This window comes from Chromobacterium alticapitis (assembly GCF_002924365.1).
GTDB classification, from domain to species: domain Bacteria; phylum Pseudomonadota; class Gammaproteobacteria; order Burkholderiales; family Chromobacteriaceae; genus Chromobacterium; species Chromobacterium alticapitis.
In genome coordinates, this window is the sequence record NZ_PQWB01000005.1 from 20,244 (window position 1) to 46,178 (window position 25,935).

Below are 25,935 nucleotides of genomic sequence, written 5' to 3' on the forward strand. Positions count from 1 at the left end.
ATGAAACGAACCGTATTGACGCTGCTGCTGGCGGCAGGCGTGATGAGCGGCCTGAGCGGCTGCGTGGGTCTGGTGGCGGCAGGCGCGGCCGGCGGCGCGCTGGTGGCGTCGGATAGGCGCACCAGCGGCGCTTACGTGGACGATCAGGGCATAGAGCTGAAGTCCGGCGAGCAGATCGCCAGCCGGCTGCCGTCGTCCCATGTCAACCGCACCAGCTTCAACCGCGCGGTGCTGCTGACGGGCGAGGCCTCGTCCGAGGAGGCGCGCCAGCAGGCGGAACTGGTGGTGCGCGGCATTCCCAATGTGCGCCGCGTCTATAACTATCTGACGGTGGGGCCGGCGTCTAGCCTGGCCGAGCGCAGCAACGACACCTGGATCACCAGCAAGGTCCGCGCGCGGCTGTTGGAAGGCAAGGGTTACAATCCGAATGACGTCAAGGTGGTGACCGAGCGCGGCGCGGTCTACATGCTGGGCCTGGTGACGCAGCCGGAAGGCGCTGCGGCGGCCCAGGTGGTCAGCCAGACCGCGGGCGTGCAAAAGGTGGTGACGCTGTTCGAATACATCCAGGACGTGACGCCGGCGCAGTAAGGCGTTGTCCGGGCAAAAAACAAGCGGCCGCGCGGCCGCTTGTTTTTTTGTCCTGCGCCGCCAGGCTCAGTTGATGTCGCTTTGCGGCACCAGCAGGTCGGCGCACAGCACGTGCATGCATTCGTCTATCTCTATCGCCATCGACATGGTCACGCAGGAGCGCGGATCCGTCATGGACAGGTAGGGCTCGCTCATGTACAGCACGCCGGGCTGGTCCACCGCGTGCTGGAAATAGCTGCGGCGCGACCACACCGCGCCGGTGGTGTCGGCCAGCGGGGCGTAACGCGGGTCCGGCGTGGCGGAGGCCTGGCGGTTGTTCAGGTTGCGGCCTATCTGCCTGCCTTCGCTGTTCAGCAGGAAGCAGCGGATCACGTCCGGCAGCGACAGCATGGGTTTGGCCGCCAGGTCGAACGGCGTGCCCTGCATCAGCGAAATGGCGCTTTGCACGAAGCTCTGGCGGGCCAGTTCGATCTGGCGGCGCGTCAGCTTGCGCTTGAGCAGCGCGTGCGCCATCAGCTCGTCCCAGCGTTCGTCGAGTTTGGGCGTGATGATGTTGTCGACTTCCGGCTGCTCCGCCGGACGGGCGATGAAAAAGCCCTGGATCAGGTCGCAGCCGGAATCCATCGCCACCAGCACATCGCGCTCGGTTTCGATGCCTTCCACCACCACCAATGCACCAATTTCGTGCATCAGTCGCACCAATCGCGACAGCAGGCTGCGGCTGCGCGGCTGATTGATGGCGTTGCGCAGCAGCTGGCGGTCGAACTTCACCATGGACGGCTCAAGCTGGCATACCCGCTCCAGATTGGAGTGGCCGACGCCGAAATCGTCTATCGCGATCATGAAGCCGTTGTTCTTCAACAGGTGCACGCCTTCCAGCAGCGCCTCGTCTACCTCCAGCACGTGCTCCAGCACCTCCAGCACCACGTGGTGCGGCTCCAGTCCGGCCTGGCGGATGGCGTTGACCAGGGCCATGGCGCGGTCCGGCCGCGACAGCGAGGCGGCGTCTATGTTCAGGAACAGCCAGCGCGGTTGTTCAAACGTCAATTCGCGGAAGCGCTGAATGTGGGCCAGGCTGACGGCCAGGTCCAACTGGTGGCGCTGCTCGGGAGAGACGGCGGTGTAGAAGGCTTCGGCCGGGGTGAGCGCGGTGTCGCCCTGTTCGGCTCGCAACAGCGCCTCCACGCCTATGCTGCGCCTATGCGCCAGGCTGTAGATGGGCTGAAAATGGCTGCCGATTTTCAGGCCGGCGTGCTCGAATGCTGTCATCGCGTACGGTCTCCAGTCTTCGGGTTCTTATGGCGACCCGTCCCCGTTGCGAAAGCAATCGGCATTCCAGTTTAGTGCATCGGTGTGAAAATAAAAAACGGGCCCGAAGGCCCGTCGTGAACGAGTGTTAAGCGCGCCGGGAAAGCAACAGGCCGGCGCGCTTGCCGTCAGTCTTGCTGGATGCCGGCCACCAGCCAGCGGCCGCCGGTGCTGTCGTCCTTGATGTAGTGCCAGATCTCGCTGAACGGCACCACCGGCGAGCCGACTTCCTCGCTCACCTGGCCGGAGAAGCGCACGCTGGCCACGTAGCGGCCGTTCTCGAGAGTGGCGTCCGCCAGCTGGCAATCCAGCTGCGGGAAGTCCGCCACGCCGCTGTTGGCGGCGATGTCGCCCAGCAGCGCGTTGAACAGGTCCGGCGTCATGTACTTGCGCACTTCCTCCATGCTGTCCGGCGTGTTCAGGTTTTGCAGATGCAGGAAGGTGGCCTTGGCCTGGCGCAGGAAGTGCGGGGTCTCGGTGCCGTCCGGCAGGCGGGTCATCGGCGCGGCCGGGGCGTTGACGCCGCCGCCGAAGCCTTGCTGACTGGCGCCGCCGTTCATGCCGGAGCCGATCTTGGGGATCGGTTCGAAACCGCCAGCCTGCTGGGCCATGCCCTGCGGCATGCCTGCCGGTTGAGGCGCGTTGGCGGCAGGATTGCCGGCCTTGCGGCGGAAGAACATGAAGCCGCCCGCCAGCAGCAGGCCCAGCAGGGCCAGCATGCCCCACGGCATGCCGCTTTCCTTCTGTTGCTGCGCCGGAGCCGCGGCGGCGGCGCCATCCTGCGGGGCGGCCTGTTGTGCCGCGTGCTGCTTGTCGCTGCCCGCGGAGCCCAGCATATAGCCGGCTGCGGCGCCTGCGGCGCCTGCCGCCAGCGCGGTGCCGAGGCCCGGGCCGCTCTTCTGCGGTTGGGCTTGGGTGGGCGCCGGAGCGGCTGCCGGGGCGGGCGCGTGTTGCGCCGGCGCCGGGGTGCTCGGCTGATAGCTGCGGGTGGGCGTGGAGCGCTGCATGCCTGCGCTCTTGCCCTTGCCCAGGCGCGCGGCCTCGGCAAATGGTGTCGCCAACACGGAAACCAGGGTGAAGGCGAGTACGATCGTCTTCGCGCGAGTGGTCATTTTCTTTGTCCTGAGTGGTTTGAGTTGCCCGGGTAGGACCGGGAAGATGCGATTTAGTTTTGGTTTTCTCGCAGAATTTCAAGCACAAGGGCGTGTTCGCCATCTATGGCGAAGCGGACATTGTAGCAGTACAGCATGACGCCATAGACGCGGCCCGGGTCGTTTTGATAGGCCGGCCGAGGGTCTTGCGCCAGCACCTGCTCCACCAGCTCGGCAAAGCCGGGAGGAGGGGCCAGCTCCGCCAGCTGGCGCAGGGCGTTGTCGCTCCAGGCTACGCTTAGCCGCGGCGGCGGGCCGTCCACAAAGCCGCCCCTGGCCTCCGGCCTGGATTCGACGAAGGGGATGTAGGGCTTGATGTCCAGCACCGGCGTGCCGTCCAGTAGATCCGCGCCGGCCAGTTCCAGCATCACGCGGCCCGCGGTGTTGACCGATGCCAATTCCACCAGCGACAGACCAATTGGATTGGGCCGGTGGGTGGAGCGGCTGGCGAACACGCCTACTTTGGCGTTGCCGCCCAGCCGCGGCGGCCGCACCAGCGGCTGCCAGCCGCGGGCCAGCGTTTCATGAAATACGAAATGGATCCAGACGTGTGAAAAATCCGCCAGACCGCGCACGCAGTCTGGATGATCATAGGGCGGCAGCAGTTCCAGCGTGACGCGCGCGGCGCTGACCAGGGACGGTTGGCGCGGGATGCCGAATTTTTCCCGGTACGGCGAGCGGATCACGCCTATCGGTTCGAAGGAGTAGTTCATGGCGGGATTGTAGCACTCGCCCATGCCGCCAGGAGGCGCCGGCCCGGGCGGGCCGGCGTGGCGTTCAGCCCACGAAGTGCTTGTTGTAGCGCGCGCTGAGCCGGCTCATGGGCAGCAGCATGAAGAAGTCGGCGCAATTGAAGTCCGGATCCCAGGCCGGCTCGCCGCAGACATGCGCGCCGGCGCGCAGATAGCCCTTGATCAGCGGCGGCAGCGGCACCGGCGCGGTGTCGTCTATCACCCGGTCCAGCGGCAGCGGCAGGTGCGGGAACACGCGCCATTCCGGCGGCGCCAGGTATTGGCCTTCCAATTGGCGATACAGGCTGACCGCCTGGTGGCCGCCGTCGGTCAGCGACACGCTGGCGCAGCCGGCCAGGTAGGCGCCGTTGTGGCTGGCGACGTAGTCGGCCAGGCCGGTCCACAGCAGCGCGATCACCGCACCGGAGCGGAAGTCGCGGTGCACGCAGGAACGGCCCACTTCTATCAGGCTGTCGCGCAGGTGGGAGAGGCGGGACAGGTCGAATTCGTGTTCGGAATACAGAGAGGGCGCGCGGCGCGCGTTGGCGGGTGAGAGCATGCGATAGGTGCCCACCACCAGGCCGCTGTTGTGGTCTTCGACGATCAGGTGTTCGCACAGCTCGTCGTATTCGTCGCAGTCTATGCCCAGCTCGCGCGAGGCCAGCTCGGCGCCCATTTCTCCGGCGAAAACGTCGTAGCGCAGTTTCTGCGCGCGGCGGATGTCTTCGGCGCTTTGCGCCAGGCGGACGGCCAGTTTTGGTTTGGTTCTGCTTGCAAGCTGTTCATTTAGCAGCATGTTTTGCCCCTCGTGATGATGGGCTCATGCTAGGCGGGCAGTTTGACAGGCCAATGTCCGGAATATGACTATGTGGTGACCGTGGCTTGACGAAGCGGTGACGGCGTTGCGGTTATTGAAATCAATGACTTACCGGATTGTCGGAATTGGCGTAGAATAGGCCGTTTTTCCGCTCGATTTGCGCTTTCAGCCATGATTTATCCGACAAGCTTCGACGTGATAGTGGTGGGCGGCGGTCACGCCGGCACCGAGGCCGCGCTGGCCGCCGCGCGCATGGGCTGCGCCACGCTCCTTTTGACGCACAATATCGAGACCCTGGGCCAGATGTCGTGCAATCCGTCGATCGGCGGCATCGGCAAGGGCCATCTGGTTAAAGAGGTGGACGCGCTGGGCGGCGCGATGGCGCTGGCCACCGATATCGGCGGCATCCAGTTCCGCACGCTGAACGCGTCCAAGGGGCCGGCGGTGCGAGCCACTCGCGCCCAGGCCGACCGCATCCTGTACAAGGCCGCCATTCGCGAGATGCTGGAGAACCAGCCCAATCTGACGCTGTTCCAGCAGCCGGTGGACGACCTGCTGATGGAAGGTGACCGGGTGGCCGGCGCCATCACCGCCATCGGCATCACTTTCCGCGCCAAGGCCGTGGTGCTGACCGCCGGCACTTTTCTGTCCGGCAAGATCCACGTCGGCCTGGAAAACTACACCGGCGGCCGCGCCGGCGATCAGGCGGCGTCCACGCTGGGCGAGCGCCTGCGCGAGCTGAACCTGCCGGTGGGCCGGCTGAAGACCGGCACGCCGCCGCGCATCGATGGCCGCAGCGTCGACTTCAGCGTGATGGAAGAGCAGCCGGGCGATACGCCGGAACCGGTGTTCTCCTACCGCGGCAATCGCGGGATGCATCCCAAGCAGCTGCCGTGCTGGATCACCCACACCAACGAGCGCACGCATGAGATCATCCGCGGCGGCTTCGACCGCAGCCCGATGTTCACCGGCGTGATCGAAGGCGTGGGGCCGCGCTACTGTCCGTCGATCGAGGACAAGATCAATCGCTTCGCCGACAAGGACAGCCACCAGGTGTTCATGGAGCCGGAAGGCCTGACCACCCACGAGTTCTACCCCAACGGGATTTCCACCAGCCTGCCGTTCGACATCCAGCTGGCCGCCGTGCGCTCCATCCGCGGCCTGGAAAACGCGCACATCCTGCGCCCCGGCTACGCTATCGAATATGATTACTTCGATCCGCGCGGCCTGAAGGCCTCGCTGGAAACCAAGGCCATCCAGGGCCTGTTCTTCGCCGGCCAGATCAACGGCACCACCGGCTATGAAGAAGCCGCCGCCCAGGGTTTGCTGGCCGGCTTGAACGCCGGCCTGTTCGCCCGCGAGCAGGACGCCTGGTGTCCGCGCCGCGACGAGGCCTACCTGGGCGTGCTGGTGGACGATCTGATCACCAAGGGCGTGTCCGAGCCGTACCGCATGTTCACCAGCCGCGCCGAATTCCGTCTCCAATTGAGAGAGGACAACGCCGACCTGCGTCTGACCGAGATGGGCCGCAAGCTGGGCGTGGTGGGCGACGAGCAGTGGGACGCCTTCTGCCGCAAGCGCGACGCCGTCGAGGCGGAAAAGGCGCGGCTGCAGGCCACCTGGGTGCATCCGTCCAAGCTGCAAAACCCCGAGGCGATGACTCAGGTGCTGGGCAAACCCATCGAACGCGAATACACGCTGATCGACCTGCTCAAGCGGCCCAATGTGCCGTACCGCGCGCTGATGACGGTGCCGGAGGCTGCCGAAGGCGCGCCGGAACTGTCGGACGAGGTTGCCGAGCAGGTGGAAATTCAGGTCAAATACCAGGGATACATCAATCGCCAGAACGAAGAGCTGGCTCGCCGCGACAATCTGGAAGACATCCGTCTGCCGGGCGACATCGACTACAGCCTGGTCAAGGGCCTGTCCAAGGAAGTGCAGCAGAAGCTGAACCAGCAGCGTCCGGAGACGCTGGGCCAGGCTTCGCGCATCCAGGGCATCACCCCGGCCGCCGTCGCCCTGCTGATGGTTCACCTGAAGCGCGGCTTCACCGACGCTAAAACCGCATGACACTACATACCGCCGAATTGAAACAGGGGCTGGCGCAACTGGCGCTGGATCTGACCGAACCGCAACTGGAGCTGCTGGAGCGCTATCTGGCGCTGCTGGTGAAGTGGAACCAGACCTACAACCTGACGGCCATCCGCCAGGAAGAGCGCATGGTCAGCTATCATCTGCTGGACAGCCTGAGCCTGGTGCCGCATCTGGCCGGCGGCACGCGCATGCTGGATGTGGGTTCCGGCGGCGGCATGCCCGGCATTCCCACCGCCATCGCGCGGCCGGACTTGCAAGTGGTGCTGCTGGACTCCAACCATAAAAAAACCACCTTCCTGCGCCAGGTGGCGCTGGAACTGGGCCTGCCCAATGTGCAGGTGATCACCGACCGGGTGGAAGCCTATCAGCCGGAGCAGAAGTTCGATCGCATCACCAGCCGCGCGTTCTCGGATCTGGGCGAGTTCGTCAAGCTGACCCGCCACCTGATGGCCGACGGCGGCCAGTATGTGGCGATGAAGGGCGTGTATCCGTATGAAGAAATCGCCTTGCTGCCGCAAGGCGTGGCGGTTTCGGAGGTGCTGCCGGTAACGGTGCCGGGGCTGGACGCCGAACGCCATCTGGTGAGGATGGTGCTGCAATGAATCCACGCGTGATCGCGGTGGCCAACCAGAAGGGCGGGGTGGGCAAGACCACCACCGTCGTCAATCTGGCGGCCGGTTTGGCCGATCTGGGCCGGCGGGTGCTGATCGTCGATCTGGACCCGCAGGGCAATGCCACCATGGGCAGCGGTATCCCCAAGCATCCGCTGGAGAAATCCGGCTACGACGTGCTGCTGGGCGAAGCCACGGTGGAGGAGGCGCGCCAGGACGCCAAGGCGGGTGGCTACCACGTGCTGCCGGCCAATCGCAATTTGGGCGGCGCCGAGCTGGAGCTGGTCAACGAGCTGGCGCGCGAGGCGCGGCTGAAAAACGCGCTGGCCGAGGTGGCGGACCAGTACGATTACGTGCTGATAGACTGCCCGCCCTCGCTGAACCTGCTGACGCTGAACGGCCTGGTGGCCGCCGACAGCGTGCTGATTCCCATGGTGTGCGAATACTACGCGCTGGAGGGCCTGTCCGATCTGGTGGCCACGCTGCGCAAGGTGCGCGTCGCGGTCAATCCCCGGATCGAGATCATGGGTCTTTTGCGCACCATGTTCGACGCCCGCAACAATCTGTCGCAACAGGTATCGGAACAGCTGGCCCGCCATTTCGGCGAAAAGGTGTTCCAGACCGTCATCCCGCGCAATGTGCGCCTGGCCGAGGCGCCCAGCCACGGCCTGCCGGGCCTGGTCTACGATCGCAACTCGCGCGGCGCGCAGGCTTATCTCGCGCTGTCGCAAGAGCTGGTCGAACGGCTCGAACCCGCAACCGCAACCCCCTCCGTCTGACAATATGGCCAAATTAAAAGGATTGGGGCGCGGCCTGGACGCGCTCCTGTCCACCGTCGACGCGGTGGACGACAGACTTTCCACTCTCCCGATAGACAGCATCCGACCCGGCAAGTACCAGCCGCGCAGCTTCATGGACGAGGCCGCGCTGGATGAGCTGGCCGCCTCCATCCGCGCCCAGGGCATCATTCAACCCCTGATCGTGCGCGAGCTGGGTCTGGGCGACTACGAGCTGATCGCCGGCGAGCGCCGCTGGCGCGCCTCGCGCAAGGCGGGCTTGGCCGAAGTGCCGGTGGTGATCAAGAGTGTGCCGGACGAGGCCGCGCTGGCCATGGCGCTGATCGAGAACATCCAGCGCCAGGAGCTGGACCCGATAGAGGAGGCGCAGGGCATCAAGCGCCTGATCGACGAGTTCGGCCTCACGCATGAATCCGCCGCCGACGCGGTGGGCCGCTCGCGCAGCGCCGTGTCCAATCTGTTGCGCCTTCTGGCTTTGCCGCAGCCGCTGCAGCAAATGATGCACGAGGGGCAGCTGGAAATGGGCCATGCCCGCGCTCTGCTGACGCTGCCGGCCGTGGCGCAGCTGGAACTGGCTGGCGAAGTGGCGCGCAAGGGCTTGTCAGTGCGCGAAGTGGAGCGCCGCGCGCAGCATGTTGCGCAAAAGGAGACAGTTTCGCCGCAGCAAAAACGCGTCGATCCCGATGTGGCGCGGCTGGAAGAACAGGTTTCAGGGGCGGTGGGCGCGCGCGTCAGCATACGCCATGCCAGCGGCGGCAATGGCAGGCTGATCATAGAATATGCCAGCTTGGACGAACTCGATTCCATATTGGCCAAGCTGCAAAAAAATCCCCAAAAATGAGCTTGTTGCGGTGCCAAACCCTACGTTGGGCAAAGTTGACGCAACGCAAATGCGAAGCCTATAATCCAGCGGTTTTTTTACACTGACGAACATGATCTCTCAGGAAGTGAAGCGCGTGCTGCGCCTGCAGGCCAGCTTGGTCGGCCTGGCTGTAATCGTCGCGCTACTCGTCAGTGGCGGCAGCGCGGCTGTAGCGGTGTCCGCGCTGCTGGGCGGCCTGGCCGTTCTGCTGCCGGCCCTGCTGTATGCCAGGATCGCTTATGCCAAACGCCATGTGCCGCCGGCGGCGCTGATCAAGGCGCATTTTTTGGCCGAAGCGGTAAAGTTTTGTCTGACCGTGCTGTTAAGTGGTGCGGTTTTGGCCAGTTTCAAGGATTTGTCCGTAGTCGGCTTTTTGGGTGGGTTTTTTGCCGCCACCTCCGGCTACGGCTTCGGGCTTCTAATCAAAAATTGAGAAAAGAGCGATGGCAAGCAACGCAACCGATTACATCAAGCACCACCTGACCTTCTGGAATTCGGATCCGTCCGCGGGCTTCTGGAGCCTGCACGTCGACACCTTCTCCATCTCGCTGCTGCTCGGCTTCATCTTCGCCGGCGTGTTCGCCTGCGTGGCTCGCCGCGCCAGCATCGAGGCGCCGGGCCGGCTGCAGCTGTTCGTCGAAATGATCATCGAGATGGTGCAGACCCAGGTTCGCGAAGTGTTCCACGGCAAGAGCAAGATGATCGCCCCGCTGGCGCTGACCATCTTCTGCTGGGTGTTCCTGATGAACTTCATGGACTTGTTCCCGGTGGATCTGTTCCCGATGGCCGCGCAATGGGTAGGCTACGCCTTCTTCGGCCTGGAACCGCATCACGTGTACTTCCGCGTCGTGCCGTCCGCCGACGTGAACTCCACCTTCGCCATGTCGCTGTCCGTGCTGATCCTGATCGTGGGCTTCTCGATCAAGGCCAAGGGCCTGGGCGGCTGGGGCAAGGAACTGTTGACGGCTCCGTTCCACAGCTCCCACCCGGTCGGCGCCATCATCCTGGCTCCGCTGAACTTCGCGTTCCAGCTGGTGGAACTGGCCGCCAAGCCGATTTCTCTGTCTCTTCGTTTGTTCGGCAACCTGTACGCCGGCGAGCTGATCTTCATCCTGATCGCGCTGCTGCCCTGGGGCTTGCAGTGGGTGCTGGGCGCGCCGTGGGCGATCTTCCACATCCTGATCATCACCCTGCAGGCCTTCGTATTCATGATGCTGACCATCGTGTATCTGAGCCTGGCAGTGGAAGCGCACTGATTTACCCGTAGATTCACCATACTTTTTTACCAACCATCCTTGCTTTAAGTCTTAGGAGATACACAATGGAAGCACTCGTTTCTCAGATCCAGTCGATGACCGCTATCGCTGCAGCCCTGATCATTGGTCTGGGCGCTCTGGGCACCGCTATCGGTTTCGCCATTCTGGGCGGCAAGTTCCTCGAGTCCTCCGCTCGCCAGCCGGAAATGATCCCGGTTCTGCAAACCAAGCTGTTCATCATCGCCGGTCTGCTGGACGCGATCTCCATGATTGGTGTTGGTGTCGCCATGCTGTTCACCTTCAACAACCCGTTCCTGTCTGCTGCCCTGGCTGTCGTTAAGGCTGCTCACTAATCCGTTTCCAACGGACGCGTAGACGGTTGTTGTAGTCATACTCTGGAGGAAAACAAGCGTGGAATTCAACGTAACACTACTGGGCCAGGCGATCACGTTCGCCATCCTGGTATGGTTCACCATGAAGTTTGTTTGGCCTCCGCTTACCAACATGATGGATGAGCGGGCCAAGCGCATTGCTGACGGCTTGGCCGCCGCGGAACGTGGCAAGCAGGATCTGGAAGCCGCTGAAAAGCGCGTTGCGGACGAAATCCGCAAGGCTAAGCAGCAGGCTACCGAGATCGTGGTTGCCGCCGAAAAGCGTGCTAACCAGATCGTGGACGAAGCCAAGGAAGCGGCGCGCACCGAAGGTGCCCGCATCGTGGCTGACGCCAAGTCTGAAATCGACCAGGAAGTGCTGCGCGCCAAGGAATCCCTGCGCGCGCATGTCGCCGACCTGGCCGTTTCCGGCGCCGAGAAGATCCTGCGCAAGGAGATCGACGCCGCTAAGCACGCCGACCTGCTTGCCTCCATCAAAGCGGAGTTTTAACTAACTCATGGCAGAACTCATTACCGTCGCAAGGCCCTACGCCGAAGCGGTATACAGCCTCGCCACGGAACAGGGCAAGCTCGACCAGTGGTCGGATGCGCTGTCGTGGCTGGCTGCCATGGTGAATAACCCGGATCTGGCCCAAGTCGTCACCAATCCGAAACATACCGCACAAGAGGTTGAGGCGCTGATGCTGGATGTGCTCGGCGGCCGCGGCAACGAAGACGTGAAACGCTTCATCGCCGCGCTGATCGAGAACGCCCGTTTGACGCTGCTGCCTGAAATTGCCGCGCAGTTTGAATTGCTGAAGGCGCAATCGGAAAACATCGTGGACGCCCTGGTGGAGTCCGCTTTTGCTTTGTCCGATGAACAGAAAGCCGAACTGACCAACACGCTTTCCAAGAAGTACGGCAAAGCCGTGCGCCTTGACGTGCGTGAGAACGCCGACCTGATCGGCGGCGTTCGCGTGTCGGTGGGCGACGATGTCATCGACGCTTCCGTGCGCGGCAAACTGCAGGCAATGGCAGCAAGCCTCAAGAATTAGGAGAGATCATGCAGTTGAACCCCTCTGAAATCAGCGATCTGATCAAGGCCAAGATCCAGAATCTGGCTGAAGGCGCTGAAGTTCGCACCAAGGGCACGGTTATCTCCGTGACCGACGGTATCGTCCGCATCCACGGCCTGGCCGATGTGATGCAGGGCGAAATGCTCGAATTCCCGGGCAACACCTTTGGCCTCGCCATGAACCTGGAGCGCGACTCTGTCGGCGCCGTGGTACTGGGCGAGTACGAGCACATCTCCGAAGGCGACGAAGTCAAGTGCACCGGCCGCATTCTGGAAGTGCCGGTTGGTCCGGAACTGATTGGCCGCGTGGTCAACGCTCTGGGTCAGCCTATCGACGGCAAGGGTCCGGTCAACGCCAAGAAATCGTCCCCGATCGAAAAGATCGCTCCGGGCGTGATCGCGCGTCAATCGGTATCGCAGCCGATGCAAACCGGCCTGAAGTCCATCGACTCCATGGTTCCGGTTGGCCGCGGCCAGCGTGAGCTGATCATTGGCGACCGTCAGACCGGCAAGACCGCCGTGGCGCTGGACGCCATCATCAACCAGAAGGGCAATGGCGTCATCTGCATCTACGTAGCCGTAGGTCAGAAGGCTTCCTCCATCGCCAACGTGGTTCGCAAGCTGGAAGAGCACGGCGCGATGGGTCACACCATCATCGTGGCCGCCACCGCTTCCGAAGCCGCCGCCCTGCAGTTCATCGCCCCGTACTCCGGCTGCGCGATGGGCGAATACTTCCGCGACATCGGCGAAGACGCGCTGATCGTATACGACGACCTGTCCAAGCAAGCCGTCGCCTACCGTCAGATTTCGCTGCTGCTGCGCCGTCCGCCGGGCCGCGAAGCCTACCCGGGCGACGTGTTCTATCTCCACTCCCGTCTGCTGGAGCGCGCCGCGCGCATCAACGAAGACGAAGTGGAAAAGCTGACTGGCGGCGCCGTGAAGGGCAAAACCGGTTCGCTGACCGCTCTGCCTATCATCGAAACCCAGGCCGGCGACGTATCCGCGTTCGTTCCGACCAACGTGATTTCGATTACCGACGGCCAGATCTTCCTGGAAACCGACCTGTTCAACGCGGGCATCCGTCCGGCCATCAACGCCGGTATCTCGGTATCTCGCGTGGGCGGCGCCGCTCAGACCAAGGTGATCAAGAAGCTCGGCGGCGGTATCCGTCTGGCGCTGGCCCAGTACCGCGAGTTGGCTGCGTTCGCGCAGTTCGCCTCCGATCTGGACGAAGCCACCCGCAAGCAGCTGTCCCACGGTGAAGTGGTGACCGAACTGATGAAGCAGAAGCAGTTCTCCACCCTGTCCACCGCGGAAATGGCGCTGACCCTGTGGGCGGTGAACAAGGGCAGCTACGAAGACGTTCCGGTGAAGAAGGCCCTGGCTTTCGAAGCCGAGTTCCTGGCCAACGTGCGTGCCAACCACGCCGAAGTGCTGCAGGCCGTGAACGCCTCCGGTGATCTGTCTGCCGACAACGAGAAGGTACTGGCCAAGGCGATGGAATCGTTCAAGGCTGGCTACAGCTTCAACTGAGCCTTAGACGATAAGTCGTTGCTAAAGAAAGGTTCAGGATATGGCAGTCGGTAAAGAGATTCTCACCAAGATCCGCAGCGTGCAAAACACGCAGAAGATCACCCGCGCTATGCAGATGGTGTCGACCTCGAAGATGCGCAAAACGCAAGAGCGTATGCGCGCTGCCCGTCCTTACGCCGAGAAGGTGCGCACAGTCATGGCGCACCTGGCTCAGGCGAACGCGGAACTTGGTCACCCCTTGCTTGCCCGTCGCGAGACGATCAAGCGCGCCGGCATCATCCTGGTTTCCTCCGACAAGGGCCTGTGCGGCGGCTTGAACGTGAACTCGTTCAAGCGCTTCTTCGCCAAGGTCAAGGAACTGCAGGATCAGGGCGTCGAAGTCGACGTCTGCTGCTTGGGCCAGAAAGGCCTGGGAGCTGCCCAGCGCGCCCGTCTGAACGTGGTGGCAAGCGCGGTTCATCTCGGCGATACGCCGAAGATGGAAAAACTGATTGGCCCGCTTACGGTTCTGTTCAATCAGTACGCCGAAGGCGAACTGGATGCGGTTTACATCGTGTACTCCAGCTTCGTGAATACCATGAAGCAGGAGCCGGCACTTGAACAGCTGCTTCCGCTGACGCCGCACCACATGGTGGTGGAGCATTCGCACTCGTGGGATTACCTGTACGAGCCGGATGCGCCGACGCTGATGGAATTCCTGGTGCGCCGTTATCTGGAATCGGTGGTGTACCAGGCTCTGGCCGAGAACATGGCTTCCGAGCAGGCCGCGCGGATGGTGGCGATGAAAGCCGCCACCGACAACGCGGGCAACACCATCAAGCAGCTGCGCCTGGTGTACAACAAGGCGCGTCAAGCGGCGATTACGACCGAGTTGTCGGAAATCGTGGCAGGCGCCGCCGCGGTGTAGCCCACTTGCGGAACACAAAGTTTATTTTTAGGAAGCGATAATGAGCCAAGGCAAAATCGTACAAATCATTGGCGCGGTGATCGACGTGGAATTTCCGCGCGACGCCATGCCGAAGGTTTATGATGCCCTGAAGCTGGTAGACGCCGACCTGACGCTCGAAGTTCAGCAACAGCTGGGCGACGGCGTGGTCCGTACCATTGCGATGGGCAGCTCCGACGGTCTGAAGCGTGGCATGGCCGTTGCCAGTACCGGCGCACCGATTTCGGTGCCGGTTGGCGCCGCCACCCTCGGCCGCATCATGGACGTACTGGGCAACCCGGTGGACGACGCCGGTCCGGTAGCGACTGACGCGCGCCGCGCCATTCACCAGTCGGCTCCGAAGTTCGACGAACTGTCGGCCGCCTCCGACATCCTGGAAACCGGCATCAAGGTGATCGACCTGCTGTGCCCGTTCGCCAAGGGCGGCAAGGTGGGTCTGTTCGGCGGCGCCGGTGTGGGCAAGACCGTGAACATGATGGAGTTGATCAACAACATCGCCAAGGCCCACTCGGGTCTGTCCGTGTTCGCCGGCGTGGGTGAGCGTACTCGTGAGGGTAACGACTTCTACCACGAAATGAAGGACTCCAACGTTCTGGACAAGGTAGCGATGGTGTACGGTCAGATGAACGAGCCGCCGGGCAACCGTCTGCGCGTAGCCCTGACCGGCCTGACCATGGCCGAGCACTTCCGCGACGAGAAGGACGAAAACGGCAAGGGCCGCGACGTTCTGCTGTTCGTGGACAACATCTACCGCTACACCCTGGCCGGTACCGAAGTGTCCGCTCTGCTGGGCCGTATGCCGTCCGCCGTGGGCTACCAGCCGACGCTGGCCGAGGAAATGGGCCGTCTGCAAGAGCGTATTACTTCGACCAAGGATGGTTCCATTACCTCCATCCAGGCCGTATACGTCCCTGCGGATGACTTGACCGACCCGTCCCCGGCGACCACCTTCGCCCACTTGGACGCTACCGTGGTACTGTCGCGCGACATCGCCTCGCTGGGTATCTACCCGGCCGTGGACCCGCTCGACTCCACCTCGCGTCAGCTGGATCCGTTGGTGGTTGGCGACGAGCACTACTCCGTCGCTCGCGGCGTGCAGTCCACTCTGCAGCGTTACAAGGAACTGCGCGACATCATCGCGATTCTGGGCATGGACGAACTGTCCGAGGAAGACAAACTGGTCGTGGCTCGCGCCCGTAAGATCCAGCGCTTCCTGTCCCAGCCGTTCCACGTGGCTGAAGTATTTACCGGCTCCCCGGGCAAGTACGTTCCGCTGCGCGAAACCATCAAAGGCTTCAAGGCCATTCTCGCTGGCGAATACGACCACCTGCCGGAACAAGCGTTCTACATGGTTGGCGCGATCGACGAAGCTGCCGAGAAAGCCAAGACCCTTAACTAAGGAGAGGGCGGATGTCCAAGATGCGTGTCGAAGTGGTTAGCACCGAACAGCTCATCTTCTCCGGCGAGGCGGAATTCGTCGTCGCGCCGGCTACCGAAGGCGAGATCGGCGTCTACCCGCAACACGTGCCGCTCCTGACCCGTATCAAGCCCGGCGTGCTTCGTTTGAAGGTGCCGGGCAGCAAGGAAGAAGTACTGGTGGCAGTGTCCGGCGGCATGATGGAAGTGCAGCCGAGCCTGATCACGGTACTCGCCGATACGGCGATCCGCGGCGAGGATCTCGATGAGGCCCGCGCCAATGAGGCGAAACGCGCTGCCGAGGATGTCCTCAAGCGCGCGACCGACGACCTGAGCACGGCCAAGGCCCACGCCGCACTGGCGGTGGCCATTGCCGAGCTCAAGACGCTGGACTACCTCAAGAAGCGCGCTCACTGATTACGCGAGATGCAATCGTGTATAGTGCAAGGCTGCCACGCAAGTGGCGGCCTTTTTCCATTTTTGGCTCGATCAAAGAAACATTATGGATAGTCTGAATATCGTTATCCTTGCCGCGGGCAAGGGTAAGCGCATGTATTCCAGCATGCCCAAAGTATTGCATCCCGTTGGCGGCGAGCCGATGCTGGCGCGCGTGATTCGCACCGCGCGCGGTCTGAGTCCGTCCCGGCTGGTGGTGGTATACGGCCATGGCGGCGACCAAGTGCGCGAGCGCATCGCCGACAGCGACATTATCTGGGCCGAACAGGCTGAACAATTGGGGACTGGCCACGCGCTGAAGATGGCGCTGCCGTACCTGTCGGCGGACGGCAAGACGCTAGTGCTGTACGGCGACGTGCCCTTAACCAAGATGTCTACTTTGCAGCGCTTGGTTGAAGCGGCGGGAGAAGGCATGGCGGTGCTGACCGATGTGCTGGACGACGCCAGCGGCTACGGCCGCATGGTGCGCGGGGCTGACGGCAAGCTGCAAGCCATTGTCGAGCACAAGGACTGCACGCCGGAGCAACTGGCTATTCGCGAGATCAACACTGGCATGATGGCGCTGCCGAATGCGCGCCTGGCCGGCTGGCTTGCCGCCTTGAACAATGGCAATGCCCAGAGCGAATATTATCTGACCGACGTGCTGGAACTGGCGGTGAAGGACGGCGTGACGGTGGAAAGCACCAGCGTGGACGCCAGCTGGGAGGCTGCCGGCGTCAACAACAAGCTGCAGCTGGCTGAGCTGGAACGTATCCTGCAGGCCAACCAGGCACGCACGCTGCTGGAAGCCGGCGTCACGCTGGCCGACCCGGCGCGCATCGACATCCGCGGCGAAATCCAGCATGGCATGGATGTCAGCATTGACGTGGGCTGCGTATTCGAAGGCCTGGTGGAGCTGGGCGACAATGTGGAAGTCGGCGCCCATTGCGTGCTGAAGAATGTGAAGATCGGGGCGGGAAGCAAGATCGCGCCTTTCTCGCATCTGGAAGACGCGGTGGTGGGCGGAGCCTGCAAGATCGGCCCCTATGCGCGGCTGCGTCCAGGAGCGGAACTCGCCGGCCATGTGCACATCGGCAACTTCGTCGAGGTGAAGAAGAGCAAGATAGGCGACGGCTCCAAGGTCAATCATCTGACTTATGTCGGCGATGCCGAGATCGGCCGCAAGGTCAACATCGGCGCGGGCTCCGTCACCTGCAACTATGACGGCGTGAACAAGTTCAAGACCGTGATCGGCGATAATGTATTCGTCGGCTCCGGCACGCTGATGGTGGCGCCGGTGACGCTTGAGCGCGACTCCACCATAGGCGCAGGCTCGGTGGTCAGCAAAAACGCGCCGGCAGGCGAGCTGACCGTGGCGCGCGCGCGCCAGGTGACCGTGCCAGGTTGGAAGCGGCCGGAAAAGAAGAGCTGATTAGCTGATTGCCCTTTCTGCGCCCGGTGTGCTGCTACAGCGCGCCGGGCGTTTTGCATTTGTTTGCCTTGCATCGCGCCTCCTCTCCATCTGCCAAGCCGTCCAGTAGCGCAGGTTGGTCGGCGGGCCGCAACCGCGAGCGATGCCAGGGTGGTGAAACGGGCAGCGGGTATGAGCCATGGCCAAGCCGCGCGATGAGTTTGAAACCAGGCACGCATCCATCCTAGGCCGATTTGCGCCATGTTTTTGCCGCAGGGAAGCCCCTCTCCCCTCTCGGGAGCGTTCCGTAGCGCGGGTTGGCTGGAGGCCATGCCCGCGAACGATGCCAGGGTGGTGAAACCGGCCGCGGGTATGAGCCATGGCCAAGCCGCGCGACGAGTTTGAAACCAGGCACGCATCCATCCTGGGCCGATTTGCGCCATGTTTTTGCCGCAGGGAAGCCCCTCTCCCCTTGTGGGAGCGTTCCGTAGCGCGGGTTGGCTGGAGGCCATACCCGCGAACGATGCCAGGGTGGTGAAACGGGCAGCGGGCATGAGCCATGGCCAAGCCGCGCGACGGGTTTGAAACCAGGCACGCATCCATCCTAGGCCGATTTGCGCCATGTTTTGCCGCAGGGAAGCCCTCTCCCCTTGCGGGAGCGTTCCGTAGCGCGGGTTGGCTGGAGGCCATGCCCGCGAACGATGCCAGGGTGGTGAAACGGGCAGCGGGCATGAGCCATGGCCAAGCCGCGCGACGAGTTTGAAACCAGGCACGCATCCATCCTAGGCCGATTTGCGCCATGTTTTTGCCGCAGGGAAGCCCCTCTCGCCTTGCGGGAGCGTTCTGTAGTGAGGGTCGGCCGGAGGGCCGTAACCGCGAGCGATGCCAGGGTGGTAAAACGGGCAACGGGTATGACCCATAGCCAAGCCGCGCGACGAGTTTGAAACCAGGCACGCATCCATCCTGGGCCGATTTGCGCCATGTTTTTGCCGCAGGGAAGCCCCTCTCCCCTCGCGAGAGAGGGGGTGGGGAGAGGGGGGCTTGCCAAGCAAAATCCCTCGCTGATATCATCACAAAACTTTCGAAACGAAACTTGTGATGACTAAACGAAACACTCAGCAGCGCCGCCATGCGATAGCGGCGCTGGTGCAGGAAAAAGGCGAAGTCAGCGTGGAAGAGCTGACTCAACGTTTCTCCACCTCTGAAGTCACTATCCGTAAAGATCTGGCCTTGCTGGAAACCGGCGGCCTGTTGCTGCGCCGTTATGGCGGCGCGGTATCGCTGCCCAGCGAAATGGTGGCGGAGCCGGATGCGGAAAAAGTTTCGAAGCGAAAGCAGGCTATCTCCCGCGCCGCGGCGGAGCGCATTCGCGACCACAACCGCGTGATCATCGACAGCGGCACTACCACCAGCGCGATGATTCCGCTGCTGGGCAACAAGCGCGGCTTGGTGGTGATGACCAACTCGCTGAACGTGGCGGGCCAGCTGCGCGAATTGGAAAATGAACCCGTGCTGCTGATGACCGGCGGCACCTGGGACCCGCATTCGGAATCATTCCAAGGCCAGATCGCCGAGCAGGCGCTGCGCTCCTATGATTTTGACCAATTATTCATCGGCGCCGACGGCATAGACCTGGCGCGCGGCACCACCACCTTCAACGAACTGGTGGGCCTGTCCCGCGTGATGGCGGAAGTGGCGCGCGAAGTGATCGTGATGGTGGAGTCGGAAAAGATCGGCCGCCGCATTCCCAATCTGGAGTTGCCGTGGGACAAGATCCACACCCTGGTCACTGACGACGCGCTGGGCCAGGAAGCCAGAGACAAGATTCAAGCGAAGGGCGTGACGCTGATTTGCGCCCCCGCAATTCAAGACAGTAGTGCAAGGAGAAAGTAATGTGCGGCATTGTTGGCGCCATCGCCAAGCGTAATATCGTTCCCATCCTGGTGGATGGCCTGAAGCGTCTGGAATACCGCGGCTATGACTCGGCCGGCGTGGCCGTGCTGGCCGGCGACGAAATCCGCCGCGTGCGCCGCGTCGGCCGCGTGGCTGAAATGGAAAGCGCCGCCGCCGAGGAAAGCCTGCAGGGCCAGCTCGGCATCGGCCATACCCGCTGGGCCACCCACGGCGGCGTGACCGAATACAACGCCCACCCGCACATTTCCTTCGGCAAGATCGCCGTGGTGCACAACGGCATCATCGAGAACCACGAAGAGCAGCGCCAGCGTCTGAAAGACCTGGGCTACGCGTTCGAATCGCAAACCGACACTGAAGTGATCGCCCACCTGGTGCATCACTACTACCAGGCGGGCAGCAGCCTGTTCGACGCGGTGAAGCAAGCCACCCGCGAGCTGACCGGCGCCTACGCCATCGGCGTGATCGCGCTGGACCGCCCGGACGAACTGGTGTGCGCCCGCATGGGCTGCCCGCTGCTGGTGGGCCTGGGCGAAGGCGAAAACTTCATCGCCTCCGACGTCTCCGCCATCCTGTCCGCCACCCGCCGCGTGATCTTCCTGGAAGAGGGCGATATCGGCCACCTCACCCGCGACGGTGTCAAGCTGATGGACAAGAACGACCAGCCCATCGAGCGCCCGGTGCATCTGTCCGACGTGTCCTTGGCCTCGCTGGAGCTGGGCCCGTACAGCCATTTCATGCAGAAGGAAATCCACGAGCAGCCGAAGGCGCTGGCCGATACCATCGAAGCGGTACAAGACACCGGCTTCAATCCGGAACTGTTCGGTGAGGCCGCGACCGGCATCCTGCCGCAGCTGGAAGGCGTGAAAATCCTGGCCTGCGGCACCAGCTACTACGCCGGCATGACCGCCAAGTACTGGATAGAAAGCATCGCTGGCATCGCCTGCGATGTGGAGATCGCCAGCGAATACCGCTACCGCGACGCCTTCGCCAATCCCAAGCACCTGATCGTCACCATCTCCCAGTCCGGCGAAACGCTGGACACCATGGAGGCGCTGAAGTACGCCAAGGAGTTGGGCCATCAGTACGCGCTGTCCATCTGCAATGTGCGCGAATCCGCCATCCCGCGCGCCAGCGACCTGGTGTTCTACACCCGCGCCGGCGCGGAAATCGGCGTAGCTTCCACCAAGGCTTTCACCACCCAGCTGGTGGGCCTGTTCGCGCTGGCCGTGACCCTGGGCAAGACCCGCGGCCGCGTGTCCACCGAGATGGAGGCGCAATACCTGGACGAGCTGCGCCATCTGCCGGGCAGCGTGCAGCACGCGCTGAACCTGGAGCCTCAGATCAAGGCCTGGTCCGAGCGCTTCGCCGCCAAGGACGACGCGCTGTTCCTCGGCCGCGGCCTGCATTACCCCATCGCCCTGGAAGGCGCGTTGAAGCTGAAGGAAATCTCCTACATCCACGCCGAAGCCTACCCGGCCGGCGAACTCAAGCACGGCCCGCTGGCGCTGGTGGACGAGAATATGCCGGTGGTGGTGATCGCCCCCAACGACGCGCTGCTGGAAAAAGTGAAGTCGAACATGCAGGAAGTCCGCGCCCGCGGCGGCGAGCTGTTCGTGTTCGCCGACGCCGACAGCCACTTCAGCGAATCCGACGGCGTGCACGTGATCCGCACCCCGCGGCATGTAGGCGTGCTCAGCCCCATCGTCCACACTATCCCTGTGCAGATGCTGGCCTACCACGTCGCGCTGTCGCGCGGCACGGACGTGGACAAGCCGCGCAACCTCGCAAAATCGGTCACTGTCGAGTAATGGGCGTTGCGAGCGCTTGACTTTGTTTACAAGCAATAAATATCTCGCTTAAACAATAAAGTTGTATCTCATACAATAAATATGTAAAAAAGCCCGGCAAGCTTGCTTGCCGGGCTTTGTTTTTTTGCGTATCCCAATTCCACAACAGCCCTCTGACCTACTGCAACGGCCACTCAGTTGGCCAATGTCTGACGGTAATTCTGCTGGCGCCGATTTTGATGACGTAGTGATACAATAACGCCAAGTGACTCCCCATGTTCATGGGATCTGGAATTGTGAGAACGATGTGCTTCCGAGATGCAGCGGTCGTTCGTTAGACTGCCAACGCTCATGCTTTGCGGTCATTTTGACGAGTTGTTTCAACATCTGTTGTTCAAGCTGACGCAAGAACATTGCGTAGAAAGTAGTGGTAAGGGAACGTCCTTATTGGCAGCTGCGGAAACGATCGTAGGTAACTCATATTATATATTATGCTTAATAGATAAATGACTCTATAAGGCAGTTTTAATTTTAACTTTATTGACTGTTAAAAATCAAAGGAACCAATGATGAGTGATGTGGAACAGCAGATTATTGAACTAAAAAAGACAGTTGCCTATGACAGTAAGGATTATACGATTGAAATTTTAGTAAAAAAATATTTAGAAGGGGTGGAGGATAATGAAAATGAAATATATGTGCCGGAATATCAGCGTGAGTTTGTTTGGGATAATTCCCGCCAATCACGTCTTATAGAGTCAATAGTTTTAGGGCTACCAATCCCACCGATTTTTGTTGCGGAGAATAAAGATGGACGTTTGGAGATAGTTGATGGCTCACAACGGGTGCGCACATTAAGTGCTTTTCTAAATAATGAACTGCGATTGGATGGTCTAGAGAAGGTTACCATGCTAAATGGCATGGCTTTCGACGACTTTGATGTTTCGCGAAAGAGAAAATTTAATAATACTACCTTTACGGTTATAGTTCTCTCTGAAAGTGCGACAGATGAAGTAAAAAATGATCTTTTTGAAAGAATTAATAAGGGTAGTGATATTCTGCGAAATATGGAAACCCGTAAAGGGATCTATAGAGGAGCATTTACTGATTTTATTTATAATGAATGTGCCAATCGTCCTGATTTTAGGGAATCAATCCGACTTTCTAGAAATGTCCAAAATAGGCAGGAGTACGAAGAGCTTGTTTTGAGGTTTTTTGCTCTCGTTGATATCTACCCGAAGTATTCTGAATTTTCCCGTAGCGTGAGCAAAGCGTTGGATAGTTACATGGCACAAAAACGAGATGAATTTAGCGACGGAGAGAAAGCTCAGAAACTTCATGACTTCAAAAAAATGATTGAATTCGTTGTTAATAATTTCGAGTATGGATTCCTGAAAGGGCCGAACAAGGATGTTTCTCGTATCTTCTTCGAAGCGATTTCTGTGGGGTGTCATCTTGCGCTCAAAGAGGTTCCACAGCTCGTGCTTAGGAAAAAAATTGATGTGCAGTACTGGCTGAGGGATCGGGATTTTTATAAATCTGTAAATGGTGAGTATAGAACACATTCGACTGAAAACTTGCAGAAAAGAATCCACTTTGTAAGGGATCACATTCTATTGATGAAGGCCTAATTATGCGGGGGGTGATCGTAGATCTTGAGGATAGAGAATACTCTATCGGGCGTCTTCTTGATCATATTGATGATGTTGGGGAGACTCGAGGAAAAGTTGATGTGATAGTGGTTCTTAAATCAAGTGTCTTTATTGCGCTATATAACAATATTGAGGCCACAGTATATTCTGTGGTTGAAAGAATTCACGATTCCGCATCTTCGCTGACTTATGATGAGATTGCAGCTCCGTTGAGAATGAAGATGCTTCGGTATTCCTTTGGAAAAACTGCTAGTGCGTTCGTAAAGGATCAGCAAAAAGTTTCTGAGGAGGAATTAAAATTTAGAACAACGTCTCAAACCTTTCCGGAATTTTCTGACTTCCTTCGCAGGCAGTCGCTATTTTCTGGAAATGTTGATGCTAGAAAATTAAATGTAATTGGGGTTTCTTATGGTGTAGCAAAATTGGCCTTTTCAAGGCAGGATGCTGATAAAATGCTTTGGGTGAAGAATAAGAGAAATAAAATAGCACATGGTGAGCAGTCTATGTCTGATGGCGGTCAAGGTATAAAAACATCAGATCTAAGGCGTGCGGCAATATCTGTAGGCAAAATTCTTCGCGATTTCATTTGTGCGGTAGAGTTATATCTGAATGAAAATGGCTACCGTAGCTCTCCGTGAACAGGGGGGCTGCGGGAAAAGAAGAGCGTAGGCACTAGTATACTGACCGTACTTGTGTACTTCCACAAAGTAAGGAAATTACGATCCTGATCGTTTTCAGATTAGAAAAAATTGCAGGAAAGTCCGTAGGTTGGGATTTGCTCGAATTGCTGCCTGAGTACATTGAAATGGTTGTTTAGAGCTTGTTCTTCCTGTCATTCATCCAGGCAAGCCAACCAGCGCGATGTGCTCGGGCATCGTACAACGCGTGATGCCATGGCCGCTCTGGGGTGTGATAGCGCTCCACTGCTTGATTGAACACGGTGGTATCGATCATTGGTCTGAGGTCGAGCCATCCAGTCAGATTTTTTGGCCATTCCCCTCCTAACGCGTTTGCAAGCAGGTCCCTGTCGTACCAGGGCCATTCAACGCTGAACTCGTAGGCAAATGAACGGTCAGTATTTATTTGCGATATGCCACATGCTAACCCTCGCCATCCTTTCCTCCATCCCCGACCATCGGCGCGGCCAAGGCCGCTTGTTCGACCTGCCGCACGTGCTCCTGTGCAGCATTCTGGCCGTGCTCGCCGGCGCAGACAGCTACCGCTCGGTCTATCGCTTCATTGATGTTCGCTGGGACTGGCTGCGCCAGCACACAGGCCTCAATTGGCGGCGCAAGCCTTGCTACACCGCGCTTTACACCATCCTGCGAGGTATCGATGCCTCCGCCCTGGAGCAGGCACTGCGCCAGCAAGCCGCACAACTGACGGCGCCCCCCCAGGACGAGGGCCTCTGCGCCGTCGCGCTGGACGGAAAGACCCTGCGCGGCAGCCTCGACCAAGCGGCACAAACGCCAGCGTTGCAATGGCTGTCAGCCTTTCGCCATCTCGATCACCTGGTGCTGGGACAGGTCAGCTGGCGCGATGGCGACAAGAACAACGAAATCGCAGCGGCGCAGCAACTGATTGAAGAGTTGGGGCTGCCCGGCCAGCTGTACACGCTGGATGCCCTACACTGCCAAAAAAACACTGCAGATTGCTCAAAAAAGCGGCAGTGACGTGCTGGTGCAGGTCAAGCGCAACCAACCCAAGCTCCACAAGCTGCTATTGGAATTGGCTACCTCACATGCGGCAGCGGAGCTGTGCGCCAAGCAAGATGTGGGTCGCCGCAACCGAATAGAACGACGCGAGACACGTATCTGGCGGCTATCGGAGGGCACCCTGCCGGAAGACTGGGCCTTGCTGCGCACGCTGATTGGCGTGGAGCGCAACGTGGAGCGTTTCGACGTTGGACATCAGCAATGGCGCTCAAGCCAGGACACCGCCTGGTATGTCTGCACTCGGGAGCTGACGGCGGAGCAAGCCAGTCAGTTGGTTCGGGGTCATTGGGGCATAGAGAACCGCTGCCACTACGTACGTGACGTGACCCTGAACGAAGATGCCAGCCAAATCAGCGTGAATCCTGGTGTGTTTGCTCAGCTGCGTAGCTGGGCACTGAACGGCTTGCGTTGGGCAGGCCATCACAATATCAAAGCGGCACGCGAACAACTGGGTTGGTCGCCAGACCAGTTACTGGCGCTATGCAAGCTGGCATGAGATAGCATTGAATGGCCCTGCTGGGTGAGTGGTCCATTTATAATATCCCATGCCTTCCTTCACGCGGGATGGGGCGGGGGTGCGGGCTTGCCTTCAAATTTGTTTTCTATTTTGACTAAACTCGTTTTGATATTTAATTTCAAAATCCAGTCAAGGCGCGATGAGTGGTAACTGCAGGGAATGGCGTGCTAAATTGATATTCCATGCCGCTTCGTGCGATATTGCCGGTGATGGCATATGAATGGCCGGCGGCATGCGGCATGAATCGATTTCAGTTTCTATGATTTTTTTGGTTTTCCAGTTTGCGGGCCATCTTCGCTGGCGAAAGTCGCGGAGGCGAGCATCCCGGCGGTATGGAGCAATGGCATGAACGCTGCATTCATTCAGACCGTTTCCGGTCGTTATCTCAATGTGCTGGACCCAAGGCCGGAGGATATCGATATTGTCGATATCGCCCACCATCTGGCGCATATTTGCCGTTTCTGCGGCGCTTGCCGCCAGTTTTACAGCGAAGCGGAGCACGCCGTGCGGCTGGCGGAAATCCTGCCTGGCAGGCTGCAATTGGCGGGTTTGCTGAGCGGCGCGGCCAAGGCCTATTGCGGCGAGGTGGTGAGGGCGGAGCGCTACGACGTCGCGCCTTGCCGGAACAGGCTGGCGGCGGCGGTGGAGGCGCGCTTCGAACTGGAGCTGAATGGCGAGGACAGGGCGGAGCTGGCCCTGGCCGAGGCGCGGCTGCTGGCCACGGAGCGGCGCGACCTGATGCCGCCTGACCGGCAAGAGTGGCCGATTCTGGCGGGGATTCAGCCGCTGCAGGAGCGGATCTGGCCCATGCCCATCTCCCAGGCGCTGGCCAGGTTCTGCGAACAATACGAGCAGGCCCTGCGCTGGCCGCAGCCGTCACGCATCCAGTTGAGGCGCGACGGGCTGGTCGGGACGTGAAAAAGGCGCGCCTTTGGGCGCGCCTGGCAG

The 25,935-nt window shown here is 60.6% G+C and carries 24 protein-coding genes and 1 pseudogene; 21 read left to right on the forward strand and 4 right to left on the reverse strand.

Annotation, left to right across the window (positions count from 1 at the left end; all coding sequences use genetic code 11):
- Complete coding sequence (locus tag C2I19_RS00605; protein ID WP_103900793.1) at positions 1–588, forward strand: BON domain-containing protein; 588 nt, start codon at positions 1–3, stop codon at positions 586–588.
- 66 nt (positions 589–654) lie between these two features.
- Here C2I19_RS00605 and C2I19_RS00610 read toward each other — a convergent pair whose 3' ends face one another.
- The 4 genes from C2I19_RS00610 to C2I19_RS00625 all read right to left on the reverse strand — a co-directional run bounded on the left by C2I19_RS00610 (position 655) and on the right by C2I19_RS00625 (position 4,574).
- Entirely contained in the window at positions 655–1,857 is a 1,203-nt protein-coding gene (locus tag C2I19_RS00610) for a sensor domain-containing phosphodiesterase (protein ID WP_103900794.1), read from the reverse strand.
- Between the two features lie 167 nt (positions 1,858–2,024).
- Positions 2,025–3,008 (reverse strand): Tim44 domain-containing protein, encoded by a 984-nt coding sequence (locus C2I19_RS00615; RefSeq protein WP_103900795.1) that lies wholly within the window; start codon positions 3,006–3,008, stop codon positions 2,025–2,027.
- A 53-nt stretch (positions 3,009–3,061) separates the two neighbouring features.
- Positions 3,062–3,760 carry a tRNA (N6-threonylcarbamoyladenosine(37)-N6)-methyltransferase TrmO gene (gene tsaA, locus C2I19_RS00620; protein ID WP_103900863.1) on the reverse strand — a complete coding sequence of 233 codons (699 nt, stop codon included), beginning with the start codon at positions 3,758–3,760 and terminating at the stop codon, positions 3,062–3,064.
- Positions 3,761–3,824: 64 nt separating this feature from the next.
- Positions 3,825–4,574, reverse strand: a complete 750-nt coding sequence (locus C2I19_RS00625; RefSeq protein WP_103900796.1) for a GNAT family N-acetyltransferase — start codon at positions 4,572–4,574, stop codon at positions 3,825–3,827.
- A gap of 192 nt (positions 4,575–4,766) precedes the next feature.
- Between C2I19_RS00625 and mnmG the strand changes: the two genes are divergently transcribed.
- From mnmG to C2I19_RS00725, 20 genes and pseudogenes are all read left to right on the forward strand, one after another.
- Complete coding sequence (gene mnmG / locus C2I19_RS00630) at positions 4,767–6,665, forward strand: tRNA uridine-5-carboxymethylaminomethyl(34) synthesis enzyme MnmG (RefSeq protein ID WP_103900797.1); 1,899 nt, start codon at positions 4,767–4,769, stop codon at positions 6,663–6,665.
- On the forward strand, positions 6,662–7,291 hold the full coding sequence (gene rsmG, locus C2I19_RS00635; RefSeq protein ID WP_103900798.1) for a 16S rRNA (guanine(527)-N(7))-methyltransferase RsmG: 630 nt from the start codon (positions 6,662–6,664) through the stop codon (positions 7,289–7,291). Before mnmG ends, rsmG begins: the two co-directional genes overlap by 4 nt.
- Entirely contained in the window at positions 7,288–8,079 is a 792-nt protein-coding gene (locus C2I19_RS00640) for a ParA family protein (RefSeq protein ID WP_103900799.1), read from the forward strand. Before rsmG ends, C2I19_RS00640 begins: the two co-directional genes overlap by 4 nt.
- Before the next feature lie 4 nt (positions 8,080–8,083).
- Entirely contained in the window at positions 8,084–8,938 is an 855-nt protein-coding gene (locus C2I19_RS00645; RefSeq protein ID WP_103900800.1) for a ParB/RepB/Spo0J family partition protein, read from the forward strand.
- Positions 8,939–9,029: 91 nt separating this feature from the next.
- Complete coding sequence (locus C2I19_RS00650; RefSeq protein ID WP_103900801.1) at positions 9,030–9,392, forward strand: ATP synthase subunit I; 363 nt, start codon at positions 9,030–9,032, stop codon at positions 9,390–9,392.
- A gap of 10 nt (positions 9,393–9,402) precedes the next feature.
- Positions 9,403–10,215: a F0F1 ATP synthase subunit A gene (gene atpB / locus C2I19_RS00655; RefSeq protein ID WP_103900802.1), complete on the forward strand. Its 813-nt coding sequence runs from the start codon at positions 9,403–9,405 to the stop codon at positions 10,213–10,215.
- Between the two features lie 65 nt (positions 10,216–10,280).
- Positions 10,281–10,568: a F0F1 ATP synthase subunit C gene (atpE, locus tag C2I19_RS00660; protein ID WP_101710528.1), complete on the forward strand. Its 288-nt coding sequence runs from the start codon at positions 10,281–10,283 to the stop codon at positions 10,566–10,568.
- Between the two features lie 58 nt (positions 10,569–10,626).
- Positions 10,627–11,097: a F0F1 ATP synthase subunit B gene (locus C2I19_RS00665; protein WP_021474886.1), complete on the forward strand. Its 471-nt coding sequence runs from the start codon at positions 10,627–10,629 to the stop codon at positions 11,095–11,097.
- A 7-nt stretch (positions 11,098–11,104) separates the two neighbouring features.
- Entirely contained in the window at positions 11,105–11,641 is a 537-nt protein-coding gene (locus C2I19_RS00670) for a F0F1 ATP synthase subunit delta (protein ID WP_103900803.1), read from the forward strand.
- Between the two features lie 8 nt (positions 11,642–11,649).
- On the forward strand, positions 11,650–13,194 hold the full coding sequence (atpA, locus tag C2I19_RS00675) for a F0F1 ATP synthase subunit alpha (RefSeq protein WP_021474888.1): 1,545 nt from the start codon (positions 11,650–11,652) through the stop codon (positions 13,192–13,194).
- Between the two features lie 40 nt (positions 13,195–13,234).
- Positions 13,235–14,101 carry a F0F1 ATP synthase subunit gamma gene (atpG, locus tag C2I19_RS00680; RefSeq protein ID WP_103900804.1) on the forward strand — a complete coding sequence of 289 codons (867 nt, stop codon included), beginning with the start codon at positions 13,235–13,237 and terminating at the stop codon, positions 14,099–14,101.
- A gap of 40 nt (positions 14,102–14,141) precedes the next feature.
- Positions 14,142–15,539, forward strand: coding sequence for a F0F1 ATP synthase subunit beta (atpD, locus tag C2I19_RS00685; protein ID WP_103900805.1), 1,398 nt, complete (start codon positions 14,142–14,144; stop codon positions 15,537–15,539).
- Positions 15,540–15,550: 11 nt separating this feature from the next.
- On the forward strand, positions 15,551–15,973 hold the full coding sequence (locus tag C2I19_RS00690) for a F0F1 ATP synthase subunit epsilon (RefSeq protein WP_103900806.1): 423 nt from the start codon (positions 15,551–15,553) through the stop codon (positions 15,971–15,973).
- 85 nt (positions 15,974–16,058) lie between these two features.
- On the forward strand, positions 16,059–17,423 hold the full coding sequence (gene glmU / locus C2I19_RS00695) for a bifunctional UDP-N-acetylglucosamine diphosphorylase/glucosamine-1-phosphate N-acetyltransferase GlmU (protein WP_103900807.1): 1,365 nt from the start codon (positions 16,059–16,061) through the stop codon (positions 17,421–17,423).
- Between the two features lie 1,077 nt (positions 17,424–18,500).
- Positions 18,501–19,295 carry a DeoR/GlpR family DNA-binding transcription regulator gene (locus C2I19_RS00700; RefSeq protein WP_103900808.1) on the forward strand — a complete coding sequence of 265 codons (795 nt, stop codon included), beginning with the start codon at positions 18,501–18,503 and terminating at the stop codon, positions 19,293–19,295.
- Positions 19,295–21,124 (forward strand): glutamine--fructose-6-phosphate transaminase (isomerizing), encoded by a 1,830-nt coding sequence (gene glmS, locus C2I19_RS00705; protein WP_103900809.1) that lies wholly within the window; start codon positions 19,295–19,297, stop codon positions 21,122–21,124. The genes C2I19_RS00700 and glmS overlap by 1 nt, the downstream gene beginning before the upstream one ends.
- A 548-nt stretch (positions 21,125–21,672) precedes the next feature.
- Positions 21,673–22,734: a DUF262 domain-containing protein gene (locus tag C2I19_RS00710; protein ID WP_103900864.1), complete on the forward strand. Its 1,062-nt coding sequence runs from the start codon at positions 21,673–21,675 to the stop codon at positions 22,732–22,734.
- Between the two features lie 2 nt (positions 22,735–22,736).
- Positions 22,737–23,393, forward strand: coding sequence for an MAE_28990/MAE_18760 family HEPN-like nuclease (locus C2I19_RS21645; RefSeq protein WP_146056708.1), 657 nt, complete (start codon positions 22,737–22,739; stop codon positions 23,391–23,393).
- A 459-nt stretch (positions 23,394–23,852) separates the two neighbouring features.
- A pseudogene (locus tag C2I19_RS22835) lies at positions 23,853–24,966 on the forward strand (ISAs1 family transposase).
- Between the two features lie 366 nt (positions 24,967–25,332).
- Positions 25,333–25,905: a phosphohydrolase gene (locus C2I19_RS00725; protein WP_103900812.1), complete on the forward strand. Its 573-nt coding sequence runs from the start codon at positions 25,333–25,335 to the stop codon at positions 25,903–25,905.
- Positions 25,906–25,935: the final 30 nt, after the last annotated feature.